Origin of the sequence: Fredinandcohnia onubensis (genome assembly GCF_002734285.1) — a bacterium.
GTDB lineage: Bacteria > Bacillota > Bacilli > Bacillales > Bacillaceae_L > Ferdinandcohnia > Ferdinandcohnia onubensis_A.
This window is the reverse complement of the sequence record NZ_NSEA01000001.1, coordinates 18,201-36,549: the sequence shown is the minus strand read 5'-3', so window position 1 is coordinate 36,549 and position 18,349 is coordinate 18,201. Positions and strand designations below refer to the sequence as shown.

18 protein-coding genes and 1 riboswitch are annotated in these 18,349 nt (G+C 37.3%); of the genes, 2 read left to right on the top strand and 16 right to left on the bottom strand.

What is annotated here, in order from left to right; genetic code table 11:
• Nucleotides 1-271: 271 nt before the first annotated feature.
• The 5 genes from CKJ95_RS00165 to CKJ95_RS00145 form a co-directional block, all read right to left on the bottom strand.
• Nucleotides 272-1,558 (bottom strand): adenylosuccinate synthase, encoded by a 1,287-nt coding sequence (locus CKJ95_RS00165; protein WP_099351391.1) that lies wholly within the window; start codon nucleotides 1,556-1,558, stop codon nucleotides 272-274.
• A gap of 232 nt (nucleotides 1,559-1,790) precedes the next feature.
• On the bottom strand, nucleotides 1,791-3,155 hold the full coding sequence (dnaB, locus tag CKJ95_RS00160) for a replicative DNA helicase (protein ID WP_099351390.1): 1,365 nt from the start codon (nucleotides 3,153-3,155) through the stop codon (nucleotides 1,791-1,793).
• A 179-nt stretch (nucleotides 3,156-3,334) separates the two neighbouring features.
• Entirely contained in the window at nucleotides 3,335-3,781 is a 447-nt protein-coding gene (gene rplI, locus CKJ95_RS00155; protein ID WP_099351389.1) for a 50S ribosomal protein L9, read from the bottom strand.
• Complete coding sequence (locus CKJ95_RS00150) at nucleotides 3,778-5,751, bottom strand: DHH family phosphoesterase (protein WP_099351388.1); 1,974 nt, start codon at nucleotides 5,749-5,751, stop codon at nucleotides 3,778-3,780. Before CKJ95_RS00150 ends, rplI begins: the two co-directional genes overlap by 4 nt.
• Before the next feature lie 27 nt (nucleotides 5,752-5,778).
• Complete coding sequence (locus CKJ95_RS00145) at nucleotides 5,779-6,708, bottom strand: YybS family protein (protein WP_099351387.1); 930 nt, start codon at nucleotides 6,706-6,708, stop codon at nucleotides 5,779-5,781.
• 230 nt (nucleotides 6,709-6,938) lie between these two features.
• Nucleotides 6,939-7,040, top strand: a riboswitch (TPP riboswitch).
• Between the two features lie 75 nt (nucleotides 7,041-7,115).
• On the opposite strand from CKJ95_RS00145, the gene thiT reads away from it, so the two are divergent.
• Complete coding sequence (gene thiT, locus CKJ95_RS00140; RefSeq protein WP_099351386.1) at nucleotides 7,116-7,697, top strand: energy-coupled thiamine transporter ThiT; 582 nt, start codon at nucleotides 7,116-7,118, stop codon at nucleotides 7,695-7,697.
• 62 nt (nucleotides 7,698-7,759) lie between these two features.
• Here the strand turns inward: thiT and rpsR are convergent, their stop codons facing one another.
• From rpsR to CKJ95_RS00105, 7 genes are all read right to left on the bottom strand, one after another.
• Nucleotides 7,760-7,999, bottom strand: coding sequence for a 30S ribosomal protein S18 (gene rpsR / locus CKJ95_RS00135; protein ID WP_010677416.1), 240 nt, complete (start codon nucleotides 7,997-7,999; stop codon nucleotides 7,760-7,762).
• Between the two features lie 46 nt (nucleotides 8,000-8,045).
• Nucleotides 8,046-8,627, bottom strand: coding sequence for a single-stranded DNA-binding protein (gene ssb / locus CKJ95_RS00130; protein ID WP_099351385.1), 582 nt, complete (start codon nucleotides 8,625-8,627; stop codon nucleotides 8,046-8,048).
• Nucleotides 8,628-8,681: 54 nt separating this feature from the next.
• Nucleotides 8,682-8,969 carry a 30S ribosomal protein S6 gene (rpsF, locus tag CKJ95_RS00125; protein WP_099351384.1) on the bottom strand — a complete coding sequence of 96 codons (288 nt, stop codon included), beginning with the start codon at nucleotides 8,967-8,969 and terminating at the stop codon, nucleotides 8,682-8,684.
• Between the two features lie 172 nt (nucleotides 8,970-9,141).
• Nucleotides 9,142-10,242, bottom strand: a complete 1,101-nt coding sequence (gene ychF / locus CKJ95_RS00120) for a redox-regulated ATPase YchF (RefSeq protein ID WP_099351383.1) — start codon at nucleotides 10,240-10,242, stop codon at nucleotides 9,142-9,144.
• 114 nt (nucleotides 10,243-10,356) lie between these two features.
• Entirely contained in the window at nucleotides 10,357-12,357 is a 2,001-nt protein-coding gene (locus tag CKJ95_RS00115; protein ID WP_099351382.1) for a molybdopterin-dependent oxidoreductase, read from the bottom strand.
• A gap of 130 nt (nucleotides 12,358-12,487) precedes the next feature.
• Nucleotides 12,488-12,685, bottom strand: coding sequence for a DUF951 domain-containing protein (locus tag CKJ95_RS00110; protein WP_099351381.1), 198 nt, complete (start codon nucleotides 12,683-12,685; stop codon nucleotides 12,488-12,490).
• A 58-nt stretch (nucleotides 12,686-12,743) separates the two neighbouring features.
• The gene (locus CKJ95_RS00105; protein ID WP_099351380.1) at nucleotides 12,744-13,763 is read right to left on the bottom strand and encodes a YkvI family membrane protein; all 1,020 of its coding nucleotides are present in this window, start codon (nucleotides 13,761-13,763) and stop codon (nucleotides 12,744-12,746) included.
• A gap of 140 nt (nucleotides 13,764-13,903) precedes the next feature.
• Between CKJ95_RS00105 and yyaC the strand changes: the two genes are divergently transcribed.
• Nucleotides 13,904-14,521, top strand: coding sequence for a spore protease YyaC (gene yyaC, locus CKJ95_RS00100; protein ID WP_099351379.1), 618 nt, complete (start codon nucleotides 13,904-13,906; stop codon nucleotides 14,519-14,521).
• Nucleotides 14,522-14,548: 27 nt separating this feature from the next.
• Here the strand turns inward: yyaC and CKJ95_RS00095 are convergent, their stop codons facing one another.
• The 4 genes from CKJ95_RS00095 to noc form a co-directional block, all read right to left on the bottom strand.
• Nucleotides 14,549-15,286 carry a DUF554 domain-containing protein gene (locus CKJ95_RS00095; protein ID WP_099351378.1) on the bottom strand — a complete coding sequence of 246 codons (738 nt, stop codon included), beginning with the start codon at nucleotides 15,284-15,286 and terminating at the stop codon, nucleotides 14,549-14,551.
• A 98-nt stretch (nucleotides 15,287-15,384) separates the two neighbouring features.
• Entirely contained in the window at nucleotides 15,385-16,245 is an 861-nt protein-coding gene (locus CKJ95_RS00090; protein WP_099351377.1) for a ParB/RepB/Spo0J family partition protein, read from the bottom strand.
• Nucleotides 16,238-16,999, bottom strand: coding sequence for a ParA family protein (locus CKJ95_RS00085; protein WP_099351376.1), 762 nt, complete (start codon nucleotides 16,997-16,999; stop codon nucleotides 16,238-16,240). Before CKJ95_RS00085 ends, CKJ95_RS00090 begins: the two co-directional genes overlap by 8 nt.
• A 379-nt stretch (nucleotides 17,000-17,378) precedes the next feature.
• Nucleotides 17,379-18,284: a nucleoid occlusion protein gene (gene noc / locus CKJ95_RS00080; RefSeq protein ID WP_099351375.1), complete on the bottom strand. Its 906-nt coding sequence runs from the start codon at nucleotides 18,282-18,284 to the stop codon at nucleotides 17,379-17,381.
• Between the last annotated feature and the right edge of the window lie 65 nt (nucleotides 18,285-18,349).

Sequence of the window (18,349 nt, the reverse complement as noted above, 5' to 3'; positions counted from 1 at the left end):
TAATATAATTGTAGTATTACTGACAAATTTTTACACAAAATATGTAGGATTTTGACATTGAAATGAGCCTTTCTTCTCATTAAATCGTATATTTTCTTAAGATTTATGTCGTTTTTGCACGACAAAAGACACCTTAGCAAAATATTACATAGTGAGATTGTCATAAGTAAGGGTATTAGAGTTTACTTAGGCTTTCAGTGGAGTGGGGTTAATTTTCGACAAATTTGGCATGAAAAAAACATAGCTGTTTCCAACTATGTTTTTCATTTTATTAGCTATATATATTTCGCACTACGTTTGTTTGTGTTCGATCCGGTCCAACTGAGAATACAGATAATGGGATCCCAGTTAACTGGGATATACGCTCAACATAGTTTCGAGCATTTTCTGGTAGTTCTTCTAACTTTTTCACCCCTGTAATATCCTCAGACCAGCCCGGAAACTCTTCATAGACTGGCTCACAATCTGCGAGAATTTTTAAACTAGCTGGGTATTCCTCAATTAGTTCTCCTTTGTATCGATAGGCCACGCAAATTTTTACCGTTTCAATTCCTGTTAGAACATCAATGGAATTAAGAGATAAATCCGTAACTCCGCTTACCCGTCTTGCATGACGTACGACTACACTATCAAACCAGCCTACTCTTCGAGGACGTCCAGTAGTCGTTCCATACTCGCGACCAACCTCTCGAATTTGATGACCAATCTCATCGTTTAACTCCGTTGGAAAAGGTCCATCTCCTACACGTGTTGTATAGGCTTTTGAAACCCCTACTACACGATTTATTTTAGTAGGACCAACTCCAGAACCAATTGTAACCCCACCTGCTACTGGATTTGAGGATGTAACAAATGGATACGTTCCCTGATCAATATCTAACATAACACCTTGGGCACCTTCAAATAGAACACGACGTCCATCATCTAGCGCATCATTTAACACAACGGATGTATCACATACATATTTAATGATTTGCTGTCCATATTCATAATACTCATCTACGATATCCTCTAGCGAAAACCCTTGTGTTTCATAAACCTTTTCGAATAGACGATTCTTCTCAGTAAGGTTATGAGAAAGTTTTTCTTCAAATACCTCTCGGTCAAGTAAGTCTGCAATACGAATTCCCACTCTAGAAGCCTTATCCATATAGGCAGGCCCAATTCCCTTTTTTGTAGTCCCTATTTTGTTTATCCCTTTGTATTCTTCTTCTAATTCATCCAACTTAATATGATAAGGAAGAATCACATGGGCACGATTGCTTATACGTAAATTATCTGTATGAACACCCTTGTCATGCAAATAGGCTAGTTCTTTGACTAATGCCTTTGGGTCTACTACCATACCATTGCCGATGACACAGATTTTCTCTGGATAAAAAATGCCTGATGGAATCAAATGAAGTTTGTACGTTTCTCCATTAAATACGATTGTATGTCCCGCATTGTTTCCACCCTGATATCTTGCTACTACTTCAGCCTTTTCAGAAAGAAAGTCGGTAATTTTACCCTTTCCTTCATCTCCCCACTGTGTTCCTACAACTACGACTGCTGACATTACTATGCACCCCCAGGGTTAATATAAAGATATTGTTCATTTCCAGTCAATATTTTAACAGTTTTCTTACTCTATTACAACAAAATACGAACATTATATTATGATAAAAAATAAACATTCGTCTTTATTATTTGATTTAATCTCCAATAATATGTAAGAAAAACAAAAAAAGACGTATCATCACACTTTGATACGTCTTTTTCCTGTATTCAGGTACGCTTTAACATTCTTCTTACGCACCTGGTGGCATATTGGCATCATCAAACCTTCGTTCCAGATTGACGAATTTATTATATTCTTTAACGAATGCCAACGAAACAGTTCCAACCGGACCGTTACGTTGTTTAGCAATAATAATCTCAATAATATTCTTGTTCTCTGACTCTTTATCATAGTAATCATCACGGTATAAGAACGCAACAATATCGGCATCCTGCTCAATACTCCCTGATTCACGAATATCAGACATCATTGGACGCTTGTCTTGTCTTTGCTCTACCCCACGGGATAACTGTGATAAGGCAATAACAGGAACCTTTAATTCACGGGCTAATGCTTTTAAAGAACGCGAGATTTCAGATACCTCTTGTTGGCGGTTTTCGCCGCTTCTTCCATTACCTTGGATCAACTGAAGGTAATCGATAAGGATCATTCCTAATCCACTTTCCTGCTTAAGTCTACGGCATTTTGAACGAATATCATTCACACGAATACCAGGGGTATCATCAATATAAATTCCGGAGTTGGATAAGCTACCCATTGCCATTGTTAGCTTACTCCAATCTTCAGGTGTTAAGGAACCTGTACGTAGATTTTGTGCATTAATGTTTCCCTCCGCACAAAGCATCCTCATTACTAACTGCTCAGCACCCATCTCTAGACTAAAGATAGCGACATTCTCATCTGTCTTAGTTGCTACGTTTTGCGCAATATTAAGAGCAAATGCTGTTTTACCAACAGATGGACGGGCTGCTACGATAATTAAATCATTTCGCTGGAATCCGGCAGTCATCTTGTCAAGCTCTGTAAATCCGGTAGGTATTCCTGTAATATCTCCTACACGATTATGAAGGGTTTCAATATTATCATAGGTCTGAACGAGAACATCCTTAATATTTTGGAAAGCACCCGCATTTTTACGGTTCGCGACTTCCATAATATTTTTTTCGGCCTCACCTAAAAGTGCATCGACCTCGTCTTCTCGTGAATAACCATCCGTAGCAATCGTTGTTGCTGTGCGAATCAAGCGGCGTAGTATTGATTTTTCTTCAATAATCTTCGCGTAGTATTCAATATTCCCAGCGGTTGGGACGGAACTCGCCAATTCACTTAAGTACGAAACGCCACCTATTTCATCTAAAATTTTCGCATCCGCTAACTCGGAAGTAACCGTTACTAGGTCAACTGGTTCACCTTTATCTGAGAGATTAAGCATCGCGTCAAAAATCTTCTGGTGAGCTGTCCGATAAAAGTCCTCTGGAATCAATACTTCTGAAGCAAGCGTTAATGAGCTTGGTTCTAAAAAAATGGCACCCAAAACAGCTTGCTCAGCCTCTATATTTTGCGGAGGAATACGATCAGCAAAAATGTCACTCAACTATTCTCCACTCCCTTTACATACTTTTTTTATGTCTATCTATCTATTATACTTCTCTTTTATTTAATTCCAATGGTAAAAGCTTTATTAATAATCATGTAAATAAAAAATGTGATCTTGTATTAAACAAAACCACATTCTTCATTCTATCTGTTTTCCCTATTCAGTTTCAATGGAAATTACTGTTCTTTGACATGTACCTTAACAGTTGCTGTTACTTCTTGATGTAATTTTACAGAAACATTCGTATAACCTAATGCTCTTATTCCATCAGGAAGATCAAATTTACGCTTATCAATTTTAATGCCGTGCTTTTTCGCGAGCTCATCTGCAATTTGCTTACTTGTTACAGAACCAAATAAACGACCACCATCACCCGCTTTTGCTTGCAGTTCAACGGTCAATGCTTCAATCTTTTCCTTTAGCTGTTTTGACTGAGCAAGTTCCTCAGCCGCTTCTTTTGATTCTTTATTTTTCTTCGCTTCTAACGATTTCATATTTGCTGGTGTTGCTTCAATTGCAAGATTTTGCTTGAATAAGAAATTGTGAGCATATCCATCAGATACGTTTTTCACTTCCCCTTTTTTCCCTTTACCTTTTACATCCTTTAAGAAAATAACCTTCATTTCTTGGTTCCTCCCTCTAAATACTCATCTATTACTAAAAGTAGCTGTTCTTCTGCTTCTTCTATTGTTATGTCCTCTATCTGTGTTGCCGCATTTGTAAGATGACCGCCACCACCTAAACCTTCCATAATTAGCTGAACATTAACATCACCCAATGAACGTGCACTGATTCCCACTCTTGAGTCATGTCGGACAGAGATTACGAATGAGGCAACGACATCATTCATTGTAAGTAATGTATCGGCAGCTTGCGCAATCATCACCTGGTCATAGGTCTCATTTTGTTTTCCTTTTGCGATCGCAATTCCATTTTTATAAATAAATGCTGATTCAATTAACCTTGATCGCTTTTTAAAATGCTCCATATTTTCCTTCAGGAATTTCTGCACAAGAATGGTGTCGGCCCCTTGTGCACGTAGATATGACGCCGCATCAAATGTTCTTGAACCAGTACGAAGCGTAAAACTCTTTGTATCAACTATGATTCCAGCTAGTAAAGCTGTCGCCTCAAGCATATTTATTTTTTTCTTCTTAGGTTGATATTCAAGAAGTTCAGTCACCAACTCAGCTGTTGAAGATGCATATGGTTCCATATAAACGAGTAATGGAGATTGAATAAACTCCTCTCCACGGCGATGATGGTCAATAACTACCACTTTATCGATTTTTGATACAAGCTTTTCCTCAATCACAAGTGATGGCTTATGGGTATCTACTACAACAAGTAGTGTGTCGTTTGAAGCGATTTCAAGAGCCTGCTCTGGTGTAATAAAATATGACCATAGCTCCGTATTTTCCTTTACTTCTTCAAGTAATCGCCCAACACCTGAATCAATTTCATTCGGATTTAATACGATATATCCTTCTTTGTGATTCATTTGTGCTACTTTTAATAACCCAATAGAAGCACCTACGGCATCCATATCAGGGTATTTATGGCCCATAATGATGACTTTATCGCTATCTGAGACAATTTCCTTTAGGGCATGTGAAATAACGCGTGCGCGGACTCTAGTGCGTTTTTCCATTGGGTTTGTTTTGCCCCCATAGAACTTAACCTTACCATTTGGAAGCTTAATCGCAACTTGGTCTCCACCACGTCCCAGTGCAAGGTCCAAGCTCGATTGAGCTGAAACTCCTAGCTCTGGTAGGGTTGGGACTCCAATTCCAATCCCAATACTTAAGGTTAGTGCTACACTATCCCTTGCTGTCGTTTCCCTAACATCATCAAGAATCGTAAACTTTGTTTTTTCAAGATTGGATAATATTTCTTCGTTTAACACTGCAATGAAACGTTCAGATGAGGTTCGCTTTAAAAACACACCATGTTCATTCGCCCATTCATTGAGGATAGATGTAACCTGACTATTTAATGAACTCTTCCGCTGGTCATCCATTCCTTGAGTAACTTCATCATAGTTGTCTAAAAAGATAATCCCTAGCACTGTACGCTCTGCTTCATACAATTGCACAATTTCCATTTGTTCAGTGACATCAAAGAAATAAAGTAATCTTTCTTCCCGCTTAATAATTACCTTGAATTTCTGCTCATTTAACGTAATTGTCTCACTTTCGACCTCTTGCTGAATTAAAGGAACAATTAATTCCTCAACATCATATAGAGATCTCCCCACTAACGTATCAGCGTCAAGGCAATTTGATAAGTAAGCATTTGCCCATTCAACTTGAAACTCATCATTATATAGCAAAATCCCAATCGGCATTTCCATTAACGCTTCTTCGCCAACCTTCTTTAAGCGATAGGATAGCGTTGAGATATAATGCTCCATTTCTTTTTTAAGAAGTGAGTTTGCTTTGTACAAATAGTACGTAATTAATCCAAGGAGCAGAAAACTTGCTAACCCAATCATCCACTGAAAATAAACGAGAATTGCACTAAAAATACTTGTGATAACAAGTAATGCATATAAGGGATAGCGAAACAACTTTCTTTTGTAAAAGTCTGGCATGTAATTTTCAGCTCCTAAAGCTTTGTTTTACTTCTTTTTACTAATTCGATTTCGCAGTTGGAATCCTAAGTCAATTATACCTAAGATTCGAATAATATAAAGGAGAAATGGTGTTAAGACCGTTAGAACAATCGGTACAGCCTTTGGTATTCTTTTTTGATGACAGTAATAATAAATAAATGACAAACCTTGAATGACCATTAACAACTGCAAAATAAAAAAGAAATTTAAAAAGGCTGTATATCCAAATGTACCCTTTTCCATCTCAACAAAGCTCAAAAGTAAAATCAATAAATAATACCATAAGATACTCTTTGGAAAATTAATCTCACGAAATGGCGGGAACGGATCCATTTTCACCTGAAGCCTTACTAGTATAGGCTTAATAGCCACAACGGTTATGAAAGCCAATACCATCGCAAGGAAGACAAACATACTTGGCATCATGTATTGCATAATTTCAACCGATTCCTTTAGCCGTGTAATGGCTTCGGTATTCATTTCTCCCCCTGTTGCCCTCATTATACTCTCAGTCAATGCAAAAGATTCTTCGGTGCTTTCTTTTAATACTTCATTGACGTTAACTTGTAGAACGAGGTTAACCGTGACAAACAGTAGCACAATCGAAAACAAATAGGACAAACATGCACCTAAGAAAAGTTCAATTCCACTTTTTCCCCTATTGATCATTTCACCTAATAAAATCCCTGTAACTCCAAACATGATCGTAAGCATAATCCCCATTACAGAACCTAATAGTCCTGATAGGAAAAAAGCGATGAATAAAAACAACAAAGACTGCTTTACTTTATACTTCACTGTAAACAGAATAAATGGAATGGGCAAAAGGAATGAAAGTACCGTTCCAAGTAGTGGGAGATATAGACTGACAAGTAACAGTACACTGTATACTGCTAAAAGCATGGCACCTTCTGTTAATAATTTTGTATTTTTCACCTTTTCACCTCAATTTATATTGCAACACATCAAAAAACAGGAGCCTGTTTTACAACCACTTTCTATTTTAAAGATTTACAAGGAAGTCTTCAACTTTTGGACTTCTATAGGATATGGTGACTTCTGCGTTTGAGATGGGACATGTCAGTCTTTAGTTGAGTCTCCACTGTGACGAAACTTTTTGTTTTACTTTTCCCTATTTTCTATTATGATAGTAATTAATTAATAAACGTAACCACAAGGGGAGCAATTTGCTGAGAGTGAACATTAAGAGTTCAGACCCTTCGAACCTGTTAGTTAATGCTAGCGTAGGAATGTGGAGATTTTTGAGAACTTATACTTTATATTAAAGTTGTTCTCCTTTGGGGTGCGTTTTGTTCATTACACACTTCAAGGGGGTTTTTTTTATGAGAAATACTAGGTTACAGGCCATGATTGAAGCGGCGATTTTTGCCGTATTAGCGCTAGCATTAGACATGTTTGTGCCATCAATAAAAATTGGTCCTTCCATCTCTATATCATTCGCAATGATACCTATATTTATTGTCGCATTAAGATGGGGATTTAAAATTGGTTTCCTTTCCGGTTTTTTATGGGGACTTCTACAGGTGATTTTTGATCCTTGGATTATCCATCCAGTTCAAGGAGCCATCGACTATTTCTTAGCTTTTTCTTTCATTGGATTTGCTGGTTTATTTAAAAATGGCGTTCAGGAAAGCTTAAGAACTGGTAACAAAGGTAAGTCATTAGCTTTAATCATTAGTGCCATTTTTATCGGAAGCCTTGCTCGCTACTTTTGGCATTTCGTATCAGGTTTTGTCTTCTTCGCTGAACAACTAAAAGGCTTTGAAGCAGTATGGTTTTCACTGACAGCTAACGGCATTACTTTTTTAGGTGCATTCATCTTTTGTTCCATTATCATGACCTTATTAATTCTTTCTTCACCACGTTTCTTCGTACTAAAACAGGAAGTACAGAAGCGACTCTAATAGTTAACCAAATAAATAACAAAAAAGCGATGACCGCATTAGGCGATCATCGCTTTACTTTATTATTCACCAGATACATATGGTAATAATGCCATTTGACGAGCACGTTTAATAGCAACTGTTAATTTACGTTGGTATTTTGCGCTTGTACCTGTTACACGACGAGGTAAAATTTTACCACGCTCAGAAACGAATTTTTTAAGTAAATCTACTTCTTTATAATCGATGTGTGTAATTCCATTAGCTGTGAAGTAACACACTTTACGACGCTTTGCACGTCCACCTTTACGTCCGCCTGCCATTGATTTTCCCTCCTTTTAAGTTTTTATTATATGACTGACTTACAAGTTAGAATGGAAGATCATCATCTGAAATATCAATAGGTTGTCCATCATTTGCAAATGGATCTTGGTCTACTCTTGTAGGTCCTTGGTTTTGATTTGGGTTCTGACTCTGTCCAAATGGAGAATAGCCGCCTTGGCCTTGGTTACCTTGGTTTCCACCCTGGTTACCGCCAAAACCACCTTGATTGCCACCATAGCTACCTTGATTACCGCCGCCATAGCCGCCACCAAAGTTACCGCCACCGCTACGCTGTTGGTCATTCGCATTTCTTGGTTCAAGGAATTGAACACTTTCTGCTACAACCTCAGTAACATATACGCGTTTGCCATCCTGGCCTTCATAATTTCTTGTTTGAAGACGACCATCAACGCCTGCTAAGCTGCCCTTCTTTAAGAAGTTTGCAACATTCTCAGCTGGTCGGCGCCATACAACGCAATTAATGAAGTCAGCTTCACGTTCACCTGACTGATTCGTAAATGCTCGATTCACTGCGAGCGTGAAGGTTGCCACCGCAACTCCACTTGGGGTGTATCGTAATTCAGGGTCTTTTGTAAGTCTCCCTACAAGAACTACGCGATTCATCATCAGAACCATCTCCTAACAGGATATTCAAACAGAGCCTATACTCTAAAAAAATTCTTATTCTTCTACTTTAACAACGATATGACGGATAATATCTTCGCTGATCTTCGCTAAACGATCGAATTCGTTAACTGCTTCAGCATTAGACATTACGTTAAGAATCATGTAATAACCATCGCGGAAATCATTGATTTCATAAGCTAAACGGCGCTTACCCCACTCTTTTACGTTTGTAATCTCCGCACCATTGTCTGTTAGAATGCCACTAAAACGCTCAACTAAAGCCTTTTTCGCTTCATCATCAATGTTTGGACGGATGATATACATTACTTCGTATTTTCTCATCACGTTACACCTCCTTTTGGACTAACGGCCCTTTTACCTAAAAAGGGCAAGGAGCAATTATTTCAATTACTCACAGAAAAATATTATATCACATGAATAATTACTAGGCAAGAAATGTTTGAATTTAAAAACCACAAAACGAAACTCGTTCTGTGGTTACATTTGACTTACCTTACACATTAAATCGGAAATGAATGACATCCCCATCTTGTACAACATACTCTTTACCTTCAAGGCGAACCTTTCCTGCCTCACGAGCAGCATTCATAGAACCGCCTGCAAGAAGGTCTTCATACGATACCGTCTCAGCGCGGATAAATCCTCTCTCAAAATCAGAGTGAATTATACCAGCACACTGTGGAGCCTTCATGCCTTTTCTAAACGTCCACGCTCTTACCTCTTGTACACCCGCAGTAAAATACGTAGCAAGTCCTAATAAGTGATACGCAGCACGAATCAATTGATCAAGACCAGACTCTTCTATTTCTAGCTCTTCAAGGAACATCGCCTTTTCTTCCCCTTCAAGCTCTGCAATTTCAGACTCAATCTTTGCACAAACAACAATGACTTCAGCATTTTCCTTTTGTGCAAACTCACGTACTAATTGAACATATTCATTCGAAGAAGGATCTGCTACTTCATCTTCACTAACATTCGCAACATATAAAACTGGTTTACTTGTTAGTAAGTGCATTCCCTTTACATATTTCAGTTGCTCTTCAGTAAATTCAACTGCACGAGCTGGCTGCTCATTTTCAAATGCTTCTTTTAACTGTACAAGCACCTCATGCTCAGCAACTGCATCCTTGTCCTTTTGCTTAGCAAGCTTTGCAACACGGTCAATTCGCTTATCTACTGATTCAAGGTCAGCTAAAATCAACTCTAAATTAATTGTTTCAATATCAGCAATTGGATCTACCTTACCTGCTACGTGAGTGATATTATCATCTGCAAAACAGCGTACCACATGACAAATCGCATCTACCTGGCGAATATGTGATAAAAATTTATTACCAAGACCTTCCCCTTTGCTGGCACCTTTTACGATACCTGCAATATCAGTAAATTCAAAGGTTGTTGGTACAGTTTTTTTAGGTTGTACTAATTCAGTTAATTTATTTAAACGCTCATCTGGAACCTCTACAATCCCCACATTTGGGTCAATTGTACAGAACGGATAGTTCGCTGATTCCGCACCTGCTTGTGTAATTGCATTAAAAAGAGTTGATTTTCCAACGTTAGGAAGACCAACGATACCTGCTGTTAACGCCATTGATTTTTCCACTCCTCTTATCCGAAACATACTAGCCTTCAACAATTATAGGTTTTCCTTATAAAAAATACAAGCCGTTTCGGCTGGAAACGGCTTTTGTATAAATCCACCATTCTAAAGTTTTTCAATTCCAACAAGGCAATCATATAAAGTACTGCCAAGTCCGTTATCGGAAACTTCATGTGATGTGAGATTATTGACACTACCACCAAAGATTTGCCATTGTCCTTCATCAATACAAATAATCTTTGGAGATGACTCTTTTAATATTTGTACTTTCCCTGTAATTTCACCACGATCATTAAATACCCTTACCTTATCATTCGGCTCAAGACCTTTTTGTTCAGCAATATCCTTAGAAACCTCAACTTTTACTGTTTGTAGGCCTTCAATCAAATGATAGTTTTGTGAATGGTTTGAACGTAAAGGATGAATCGTTAATAGTGAGTATGGATACTTTTCACCTAACCCTTGATTAGAAAATATTGATTCTCTTGGATATGATATTTTTATTCGTCCATCATACCCTCTCATCTCTCCTAAAGATGATGTGAATTCAAATTTCCCAGATGGAGTTAAAAAGTGAAAATCAGTCCACGGTACAAGCTTTACAGGCAATGGCACGTGACTTTTTTCTTTAATCTCCTCAAAGGATATACCCTTGTCTTCTAATGAACCTACTCCCATTTTTATAAATTCTTCTCTTGAATAATTAAAGTCTTCACCAAACCCTAACCTTTTGGCTAATTCAGTCCAAATCCAAACATCTGATTTTGCCTCTCCACGAGCCTTAACTAATTTAGGTCCATAATTGACAAAATGATGGTACATGGATGAATAATAAATATCCTCTTCCTCAAACACAGTAGCTGAAGGAAGTACATAATCAGCTAACCTCGCAGTATCAGTCATAAACTGTTCTAGTACAACTAATGTATCTACGGACTGAAAGGCTTCCTGCACTCTATTTGTGTTTGGAACCTGAGTTAACGGGTTCCCACTTGATACTATAATCATTTTTATTGGAGGTTCTGAAGCAGTTAGAATCTTTTCCGCTTGTTCACTCATAACGAAAGATCTCGATTGTTTCTTTCTAGCTGGAAGTGTTAAAGCCGCACTATCAAAACTTTGGCCAACTTGTGTATTTCCAAAATTAGCACCACCGCCTGAGACACCAACATTACCACTGACTGCAACTAAGGCATCAATTAGACGAATCGTATTTCCACCATTTGCGTATCGCTGCATCCCTAATCCCATATAGGTTGCTGTTGGCCCATCACTATATACGTGAGCTAAATTTGTAATTGTTTCACGTGGAACATTGGTTACTTTCTCAATTTCCTCCAATGTAATTGACTCTATTACATCCAATAAATCACTAAAACCCACCGTATATTTTTCAATGAATTCTTTATCCTGTAAATCTAAACGAAGTAATTCTTTCATAATTCCAATCGCTAAAAAACCATCCATACCTGGAGTAATTGAGATATAGGAATTTGCAATCTTTGCCGTTCCATTGTAAATGGGATCAATGACAATGATGTTAGTACCCTTCTTCTTTACCTCCTGTAAATAACCAAAGAGATGCATATTCGTGCGTGCCACATTTCTTCCCCAGATGATTACATTTTTACTATTATAAATATCATCAGGTGCATGACTGGCTGAATTCCCAAAATCCCAATTTTGTGCTTCAATACCTGAGCCCCAGCAAATGCTACCGATTAGATCAGTGACACCACCATAACAATTGAAAAATCGATCAGGTATTTTAGTTAATAGTCCACCGTTTGCATAGTCATGACTGTGCAAAACTGCTGTAGAACCATATTTTTGTCTTACCACTAAAAGCTTCTCTGAGATTTCTGTTAATGCTTGTTCCCATGTAATTCTTTGAAACTCTCCATCTACCCTTTTCAATGGGTAAAGAATTCGATCATCAGAGTTTGTTCGTGCTTCCAGCATACGTCCTCTGCCACAAATTTTGCCCTTCGTGATTGGATGATCTTTATCTCCATCTATTTTTACAACTTTACCGTTTTCCACTTCAACAACAAAACCACAACTGTCCCAACAATTTAAAGGACATGCAGATTTAAATGTGGCCATACTTCTCATCTCCCTACACATGTAGAAAACCTACCAAAACTTCGTATCCTCTATTATAATTCACAGCAACTAACATTCTATAGAAAATATTTCCGCTTAAGTGTGAAACCGAAAAAATAAAGCACGAGGCTTAATCCTCATGCTTCACAAGAATCTTTTTTAGTTTTCGACCAAACTCTTTGCGCGGTATGAGTACACTATGTTCGCAGCCTTCACATTTGATTCGAATATCCATCCCTAATCGAATAATTTTCCATTTATTTGTTCCACATGGATGAGGTTTCTTCATTTCTACAATATCATGTAATCCATAGTCTTTATCTACCATGACACCCACCCTTTTTCCTTTTATATGAAATCTTTATATGTTGTATTGTATCAGGAAATCATTTTAAATTGTAGCGATTTACAATTGGATATAACAAAATGACGGCCAATAAGTATAAATTTGCAATTCCATATAATGGGTATAAAATTGAAACAAGCCTTGAAAAACCAAAAGTCGTAAAAGGTACCATCAGCAAAATCAATAGAATGGAAATCATCCACAAGGGCATTTTTAACTTTTCTTTAAAACGTGTGGATAATCCTAGCAATCCCGACGCGGCAGTAGTGAATATTGCTCCAAATAAAAGAATGGACATGATAAACACCGCTACATAAGGAAAATTCTTTAAAATTATAAATAACGGAATTTCATAGAGCATAATCTCTTGAGCCACTTCGATAAGTGCCTCATTATAAATAAAGGTAATAACACCTAAAAACAAACCACTTCCGATGCTTGCAACCCAGGCTTCTCCTTTTGACTTCATTTCTTTCCCAATTGCACCTAACACAGCAACAAGCGGTAATATGTTTAATGCTGTAAATGTAAATGCCGCTGGCCAATTACTCTGTTCTTGAATAATAAAGGTAATTACTGTCCCACTGGATGATAAGAAAATGAATAAAACCGTGATCAAAAAGATGATTAGGGCAGGAATAATTGCCATATTTATTGAGATCAAGCCATTAATATTCCACAAAAAGACTAGAACCAGAAGGAAACCAAAAATCAGAATTCCCCACCAAAAAGGAATTGCAAATAACTCTAAAGTAGCTCCTCCACCCGCTAACATCACAACCGTAGTAGAAAATAAGTATAAAATCGTAATCACATCGTACACATGTGAAATTTTTTCTCCTACTAATTCTTTTAATACAGGAACAAAATGCTCGGCTTTTTTTTCATAACTAATCTTCATAATGATATAGCAGCAAATAATAAAAATAAACGTAAAAAAAATGATAGCTAAGGCACTTTGTTCTCCATAAAACTGCCAAATCTCCCTTCCCGATGCATAACCTGCACCTATTGCAGTTCCCAAAATGAGAAACATCCACCGAAACCCCGCCTTAAACATATAATCCCTCCACACCTCATAATTCCTCTTCTACTAAGAACGCACCTAAAGCTATTTCTAAGATTCTTTTTTATCAAGATGTATAGAATGTTAGATTTCACCGTATACTGTTACTACCGTTAAAAAGGGGTGAAAAGCCTATGAATCTTAGATATAAATTATTCGATCATCTAAAAAATGAACCTTTTCGAATTCCACATGATCAAGACTCAGCTGACCATCAAATTGCCTTAAAAATCACTTCTATGCTCCCACATACTACTAATCAACCAATTATTATTTTTTGCATCGGTACAGACCGTTCTACTGGCGACTGCCTTGGACCTTTGATTGGTACTAAAATTACCGAAAAAAGATTGTCCCACTTTCATGTATATGGCACATTGGACGAACCTATTCATGCAGTTAATCTTCAAGAAAAAATTGAGGAAATCAAAATGAAGTATTCAAACCCATTTATTATAGGCATAGACGCCTGTTTAGGCAGATTAAAGAATGTCGGGGCCATAACCATCGGGGACGGTCCTATTAAGCCAGGGGCAGGTGTAAATAAGGAATTAACCCCAATTGGCGACATGCATATTACTGGGATTGTAAATGTTAGTGGATTTATGGAGTTTTTTGTCCTTCAAAACACAAGATTAAGTTTAGTAATGAAAATCGCAAATACCATCACAAGTGGTATTTGCAAGGCTGAGTTTCAGTTTCTGAGAAAAATGGAGCTGGCGAATGTTGAAAAAGATCGTATTTCCTTATAAAAAAACCTCTTCTGTTATGAAGAGGTTTTAAAAAAGACCTTGTGCAAAGAACAAAATTGAATTCCAATAATACACCACTGTTACGAGGATAGCTACAACAAGGATCCCAGGTAACAGATTTGCTACACGTATATTAGTTATTCCGATCAGATTTGTACCAATTGCGACAATCATCAAGCCACCCGCACCCGTCATTTCGACAATAAACGCGTCCATCACTTCGGTCGGAATAAATTTATCAATTTGTGTAGCAAATAGTGCAATTGCACCTTGATAGAGAATAACAGGAACTGCAGAGAATAATACACCAATACCTAAAGTTGTTGATAATATTAAACTAGTAAATCCATCTATGATCGACTTTGTATAAAGGACACGATGGTCATGGCGCAATCCACTATCTAGTGCGCCAATGATGGCCATTGCACCAATGACAAATATTAAGGTAGCTGTTACAAAACCTTTTGCAATCGTACCTTCGTCTGATGATGAACCTACCTTCTTTTCAATCCAAGCTCCTAATTGATTTAATTTATCTTCTAGGCCCCACCATTCGCCAAGAATGCCGCCAAACACTAAACTAAAGATTACAATTAGAAATTGTTCACTTTTTAGTCCCATTTGGATACCTAACAAACAAACAGCAAGTCCGATCGCTTGCATTACAGTTGTTTTTATTTTATCTGGAATCCGGTGTAATACCTTTCCTAATAAGGTTCCAGCTACTATACACAGTCCGTTTACTATCGTCCCTAATAGAACCAATTTTCATTTCCCCTATTTCCCTTTTTTATGTAATAAAAAACGCTGCACAGTCCAGTTATATTATCAATAAAACAAGACGTGCAGGTTTGCTAAGAGCATTATGAGATTTTTGGTGAATCTAGCAGTTCAAGAATTCTTTCAAGATCATCATTGGAAAAGAATTCGATTTCAATTTTGCCTTTTTTCTTGTTTTGTTTAATCGAAACAGATGTACCAAATCGTTCACGAAGGAATGATTCTTGTTCTTTAATAAAGATATCTTTTTCCTTTTTTGGCGGTTTCGATGTTTCACGTGGAACATTCTGATTGATTTGGCTAATCAAGGCTTCTAATTGACGTACATTAAGCTCCTCAGCAATTACCTTTTCAACAACTGCATTTAGCTTTTCTTTCTTTTTCAGTCCTAATAATGTACGTCCATGTCCCATAGATAGTTTCCCTTCGGAGATTAAATCTTGGACATGTTTTGGAAGAGATAGAAGACGAAGGTGATTCGCAATATGCGGTCTACTTTTTCCTAATCTTTTCGCAAGCTGCTCTTGGGTGATTTTTAAATGGTCAAGTAAGGATTGGTAAGCAAAAGCCTCTTCAATTGGTGTTAAATCCTCACGCTGTAAATTTTCAAGTAATGCAATCTCCATCATTTGTTGCTCATTTAGTTCACGAACAACAACTGGAACTGTACTAAACTTTGCTTCTTTTGCAGCACGAAAACGTCTTTCACCTGCCACAATTTCAAACCCTTTAATTGTTTTTCGAACAATAATAGGTTGTAAAATTCCATGTGTAAGAATTGACTCTTTTAGTTCAGTAATTGCCTCTGGCGCAAATGTTTTTCTTGGTTGATATGGATTCGTACGTAATTGAGTTACTTTAACTTCTTGTACAACCTCTTCATTCCCCACTTCCATCGATGTGGAAAATAAAGCATTGATACCTTTACCTAACCCTTTAGCCATTCACAATCACTTCCTTTGCAAGTTCTAAGTATACTTCGGCACCTCTAGATTTTGGATCATAGATGATAATTGGTTCCCCATGACTCGGAGCTTCACTTAAACGGATATTTCTAGGAATAATCGTTTTATATACTTTATCTTGAAAATATTTTTTCACTTCTTCAATGACCTGAATACCTAAGTTTGTTCTTGCATCTAGCATGGTCAAAAGAACCCCATCAATCATTAACTCTTTATTGAGGTGTTTCTGAACCAAGCGGATCGTATTTAATAGCTGACTAAGTCCTTCAAGTGCGTAATACTCACATTGAACTGGAATGATCACAGTATCAGAAGCTGTTAATGCATTTAATGTTAACAACCCTAATGATGGCGGACAGTCTATAATAATATAGTCGTATTGATCTTGTACTTCTTCTAAAGCCCTTTTTAGACGAACTTCGCGAGAAATCGTTGGCACTAGCTCAATTTCAGCACCAGCCAATTGGATCGTTGCTGGAATCATATATAAGTTTTCAACTGTCGTTGGAACGGTTACGTTTTTCGCCTCTACATCATCAACAAGCACATCATAAATGCACTGATCTATATTCGCCTTTTCTATGCCGCAGCCGCTTGTTGCATTCCCTTGAGGGTCAATATCAACAAGTAGAACCCGCTTACCAACATAGGCTAAGCAAGCACTAAGGTTAACAGAAGTAGTCGTTTTACCTACTCCACCCTTTTGATTAGCAATTGAGATGATTTTCCCCACGATGTCACCTACTTTCTACTATTCCTACTTATTTTTTACAAAGTGAGGTCCTTATCAAATGCGCCTTGGCGTATTTGCGCCCAGATTTTTTCGAGCTTGATCGAAAAATTACCTTTGAAAATCTGTGGCATCCGCCGGAGGCTTTAACTTTTCAAACGGGGTTTGTGAGCCCGATTGAATAAGTTAATTCTATCACTTTTTCTATTCTATCATGAAAAAATGATATGGTTTATCTTTTTTTACTAAATTAACAGGCAAAAATGTTTCACGTGAAACATTTCCTATGACAAATAGAATGAATTTTACTAGTTTCCACTTTAAATAGTATTATTGAACTAAAAAAATTCCTCACCCTAATTAGGTAAGGAAGGAATTCAATCTATTTATTTTTGGGAATTCGGATTGTAAATTGATAAAACTCATCGAATTCTTCTTCTTCAGTATTTAAAGAGACACCACTTTCTTCAACCATGGTTAATGATTGACGAATCGTGTTCATCGCAATTCTCATATCGCGGCTAACTGCTTTAAATTTAGGTTTTGGCCGTTTTTTCTCCTTTTCTAGTTCAAGGATTTTAACAACGCGATCCTCCGTTTGCTTTACATTCAGCTCTTTTTCAATAATGTCATGCATAAGCTTAATTTGCTTCTCTGGATCCTTGAGAGGGATTAAAGCTCTCGCATGTCGCTCTGTAAGCTTTTTCTGCATGAGTACTTGTTGAATTTCTTCAGGCAACTTTAATAAACGTAACTTATTAGCGATTGTTGATTGACCTTTACCCAATCGTTGAGCTAGCGCTTCCTGTGTAAGACTATGTAATTCTAGTAATCTAGCATAAGCATACGCTTCTTCAATGGCTGACAGTTCCTCACGTTGCAGGTTCTCGATCAATGCAACAGATGCAGTTTCTGCATCATTGAATTCTTTTATAATGGCTGGAATTGTCTCCCATTCAAGAGTTTGAACGGCTCTCCAACGTCGTTCACCAGCTATTATTTCATACTGGTTATCAGCGAATTGTCGAACAACAATTGGTTGAATAATTCCATGAGTACGTATGGTTAATGCTAGTTCTCTAATCTTATCCTCTGCAAAAACAGTTCTTGGTTGATATCGGTTTGGAACAATCTCATTTATCGGAATTTGTCGAACTTCTTCATTCAGGTGTGTTTCTTCATCTTCTATTGAATCTTGTAATTGTGTTTCTACCACCTGTTCTTGATTCGTTTGTTGTTTGTCATCTTTTTCACCGATACTAAATAATCGTGAAAATGGATGCCTCATAATTCCACCACCCCTTAGAACTCCCACTAATCAAATGCGCCTTGGCGTATTTGCGCCCGATTTTT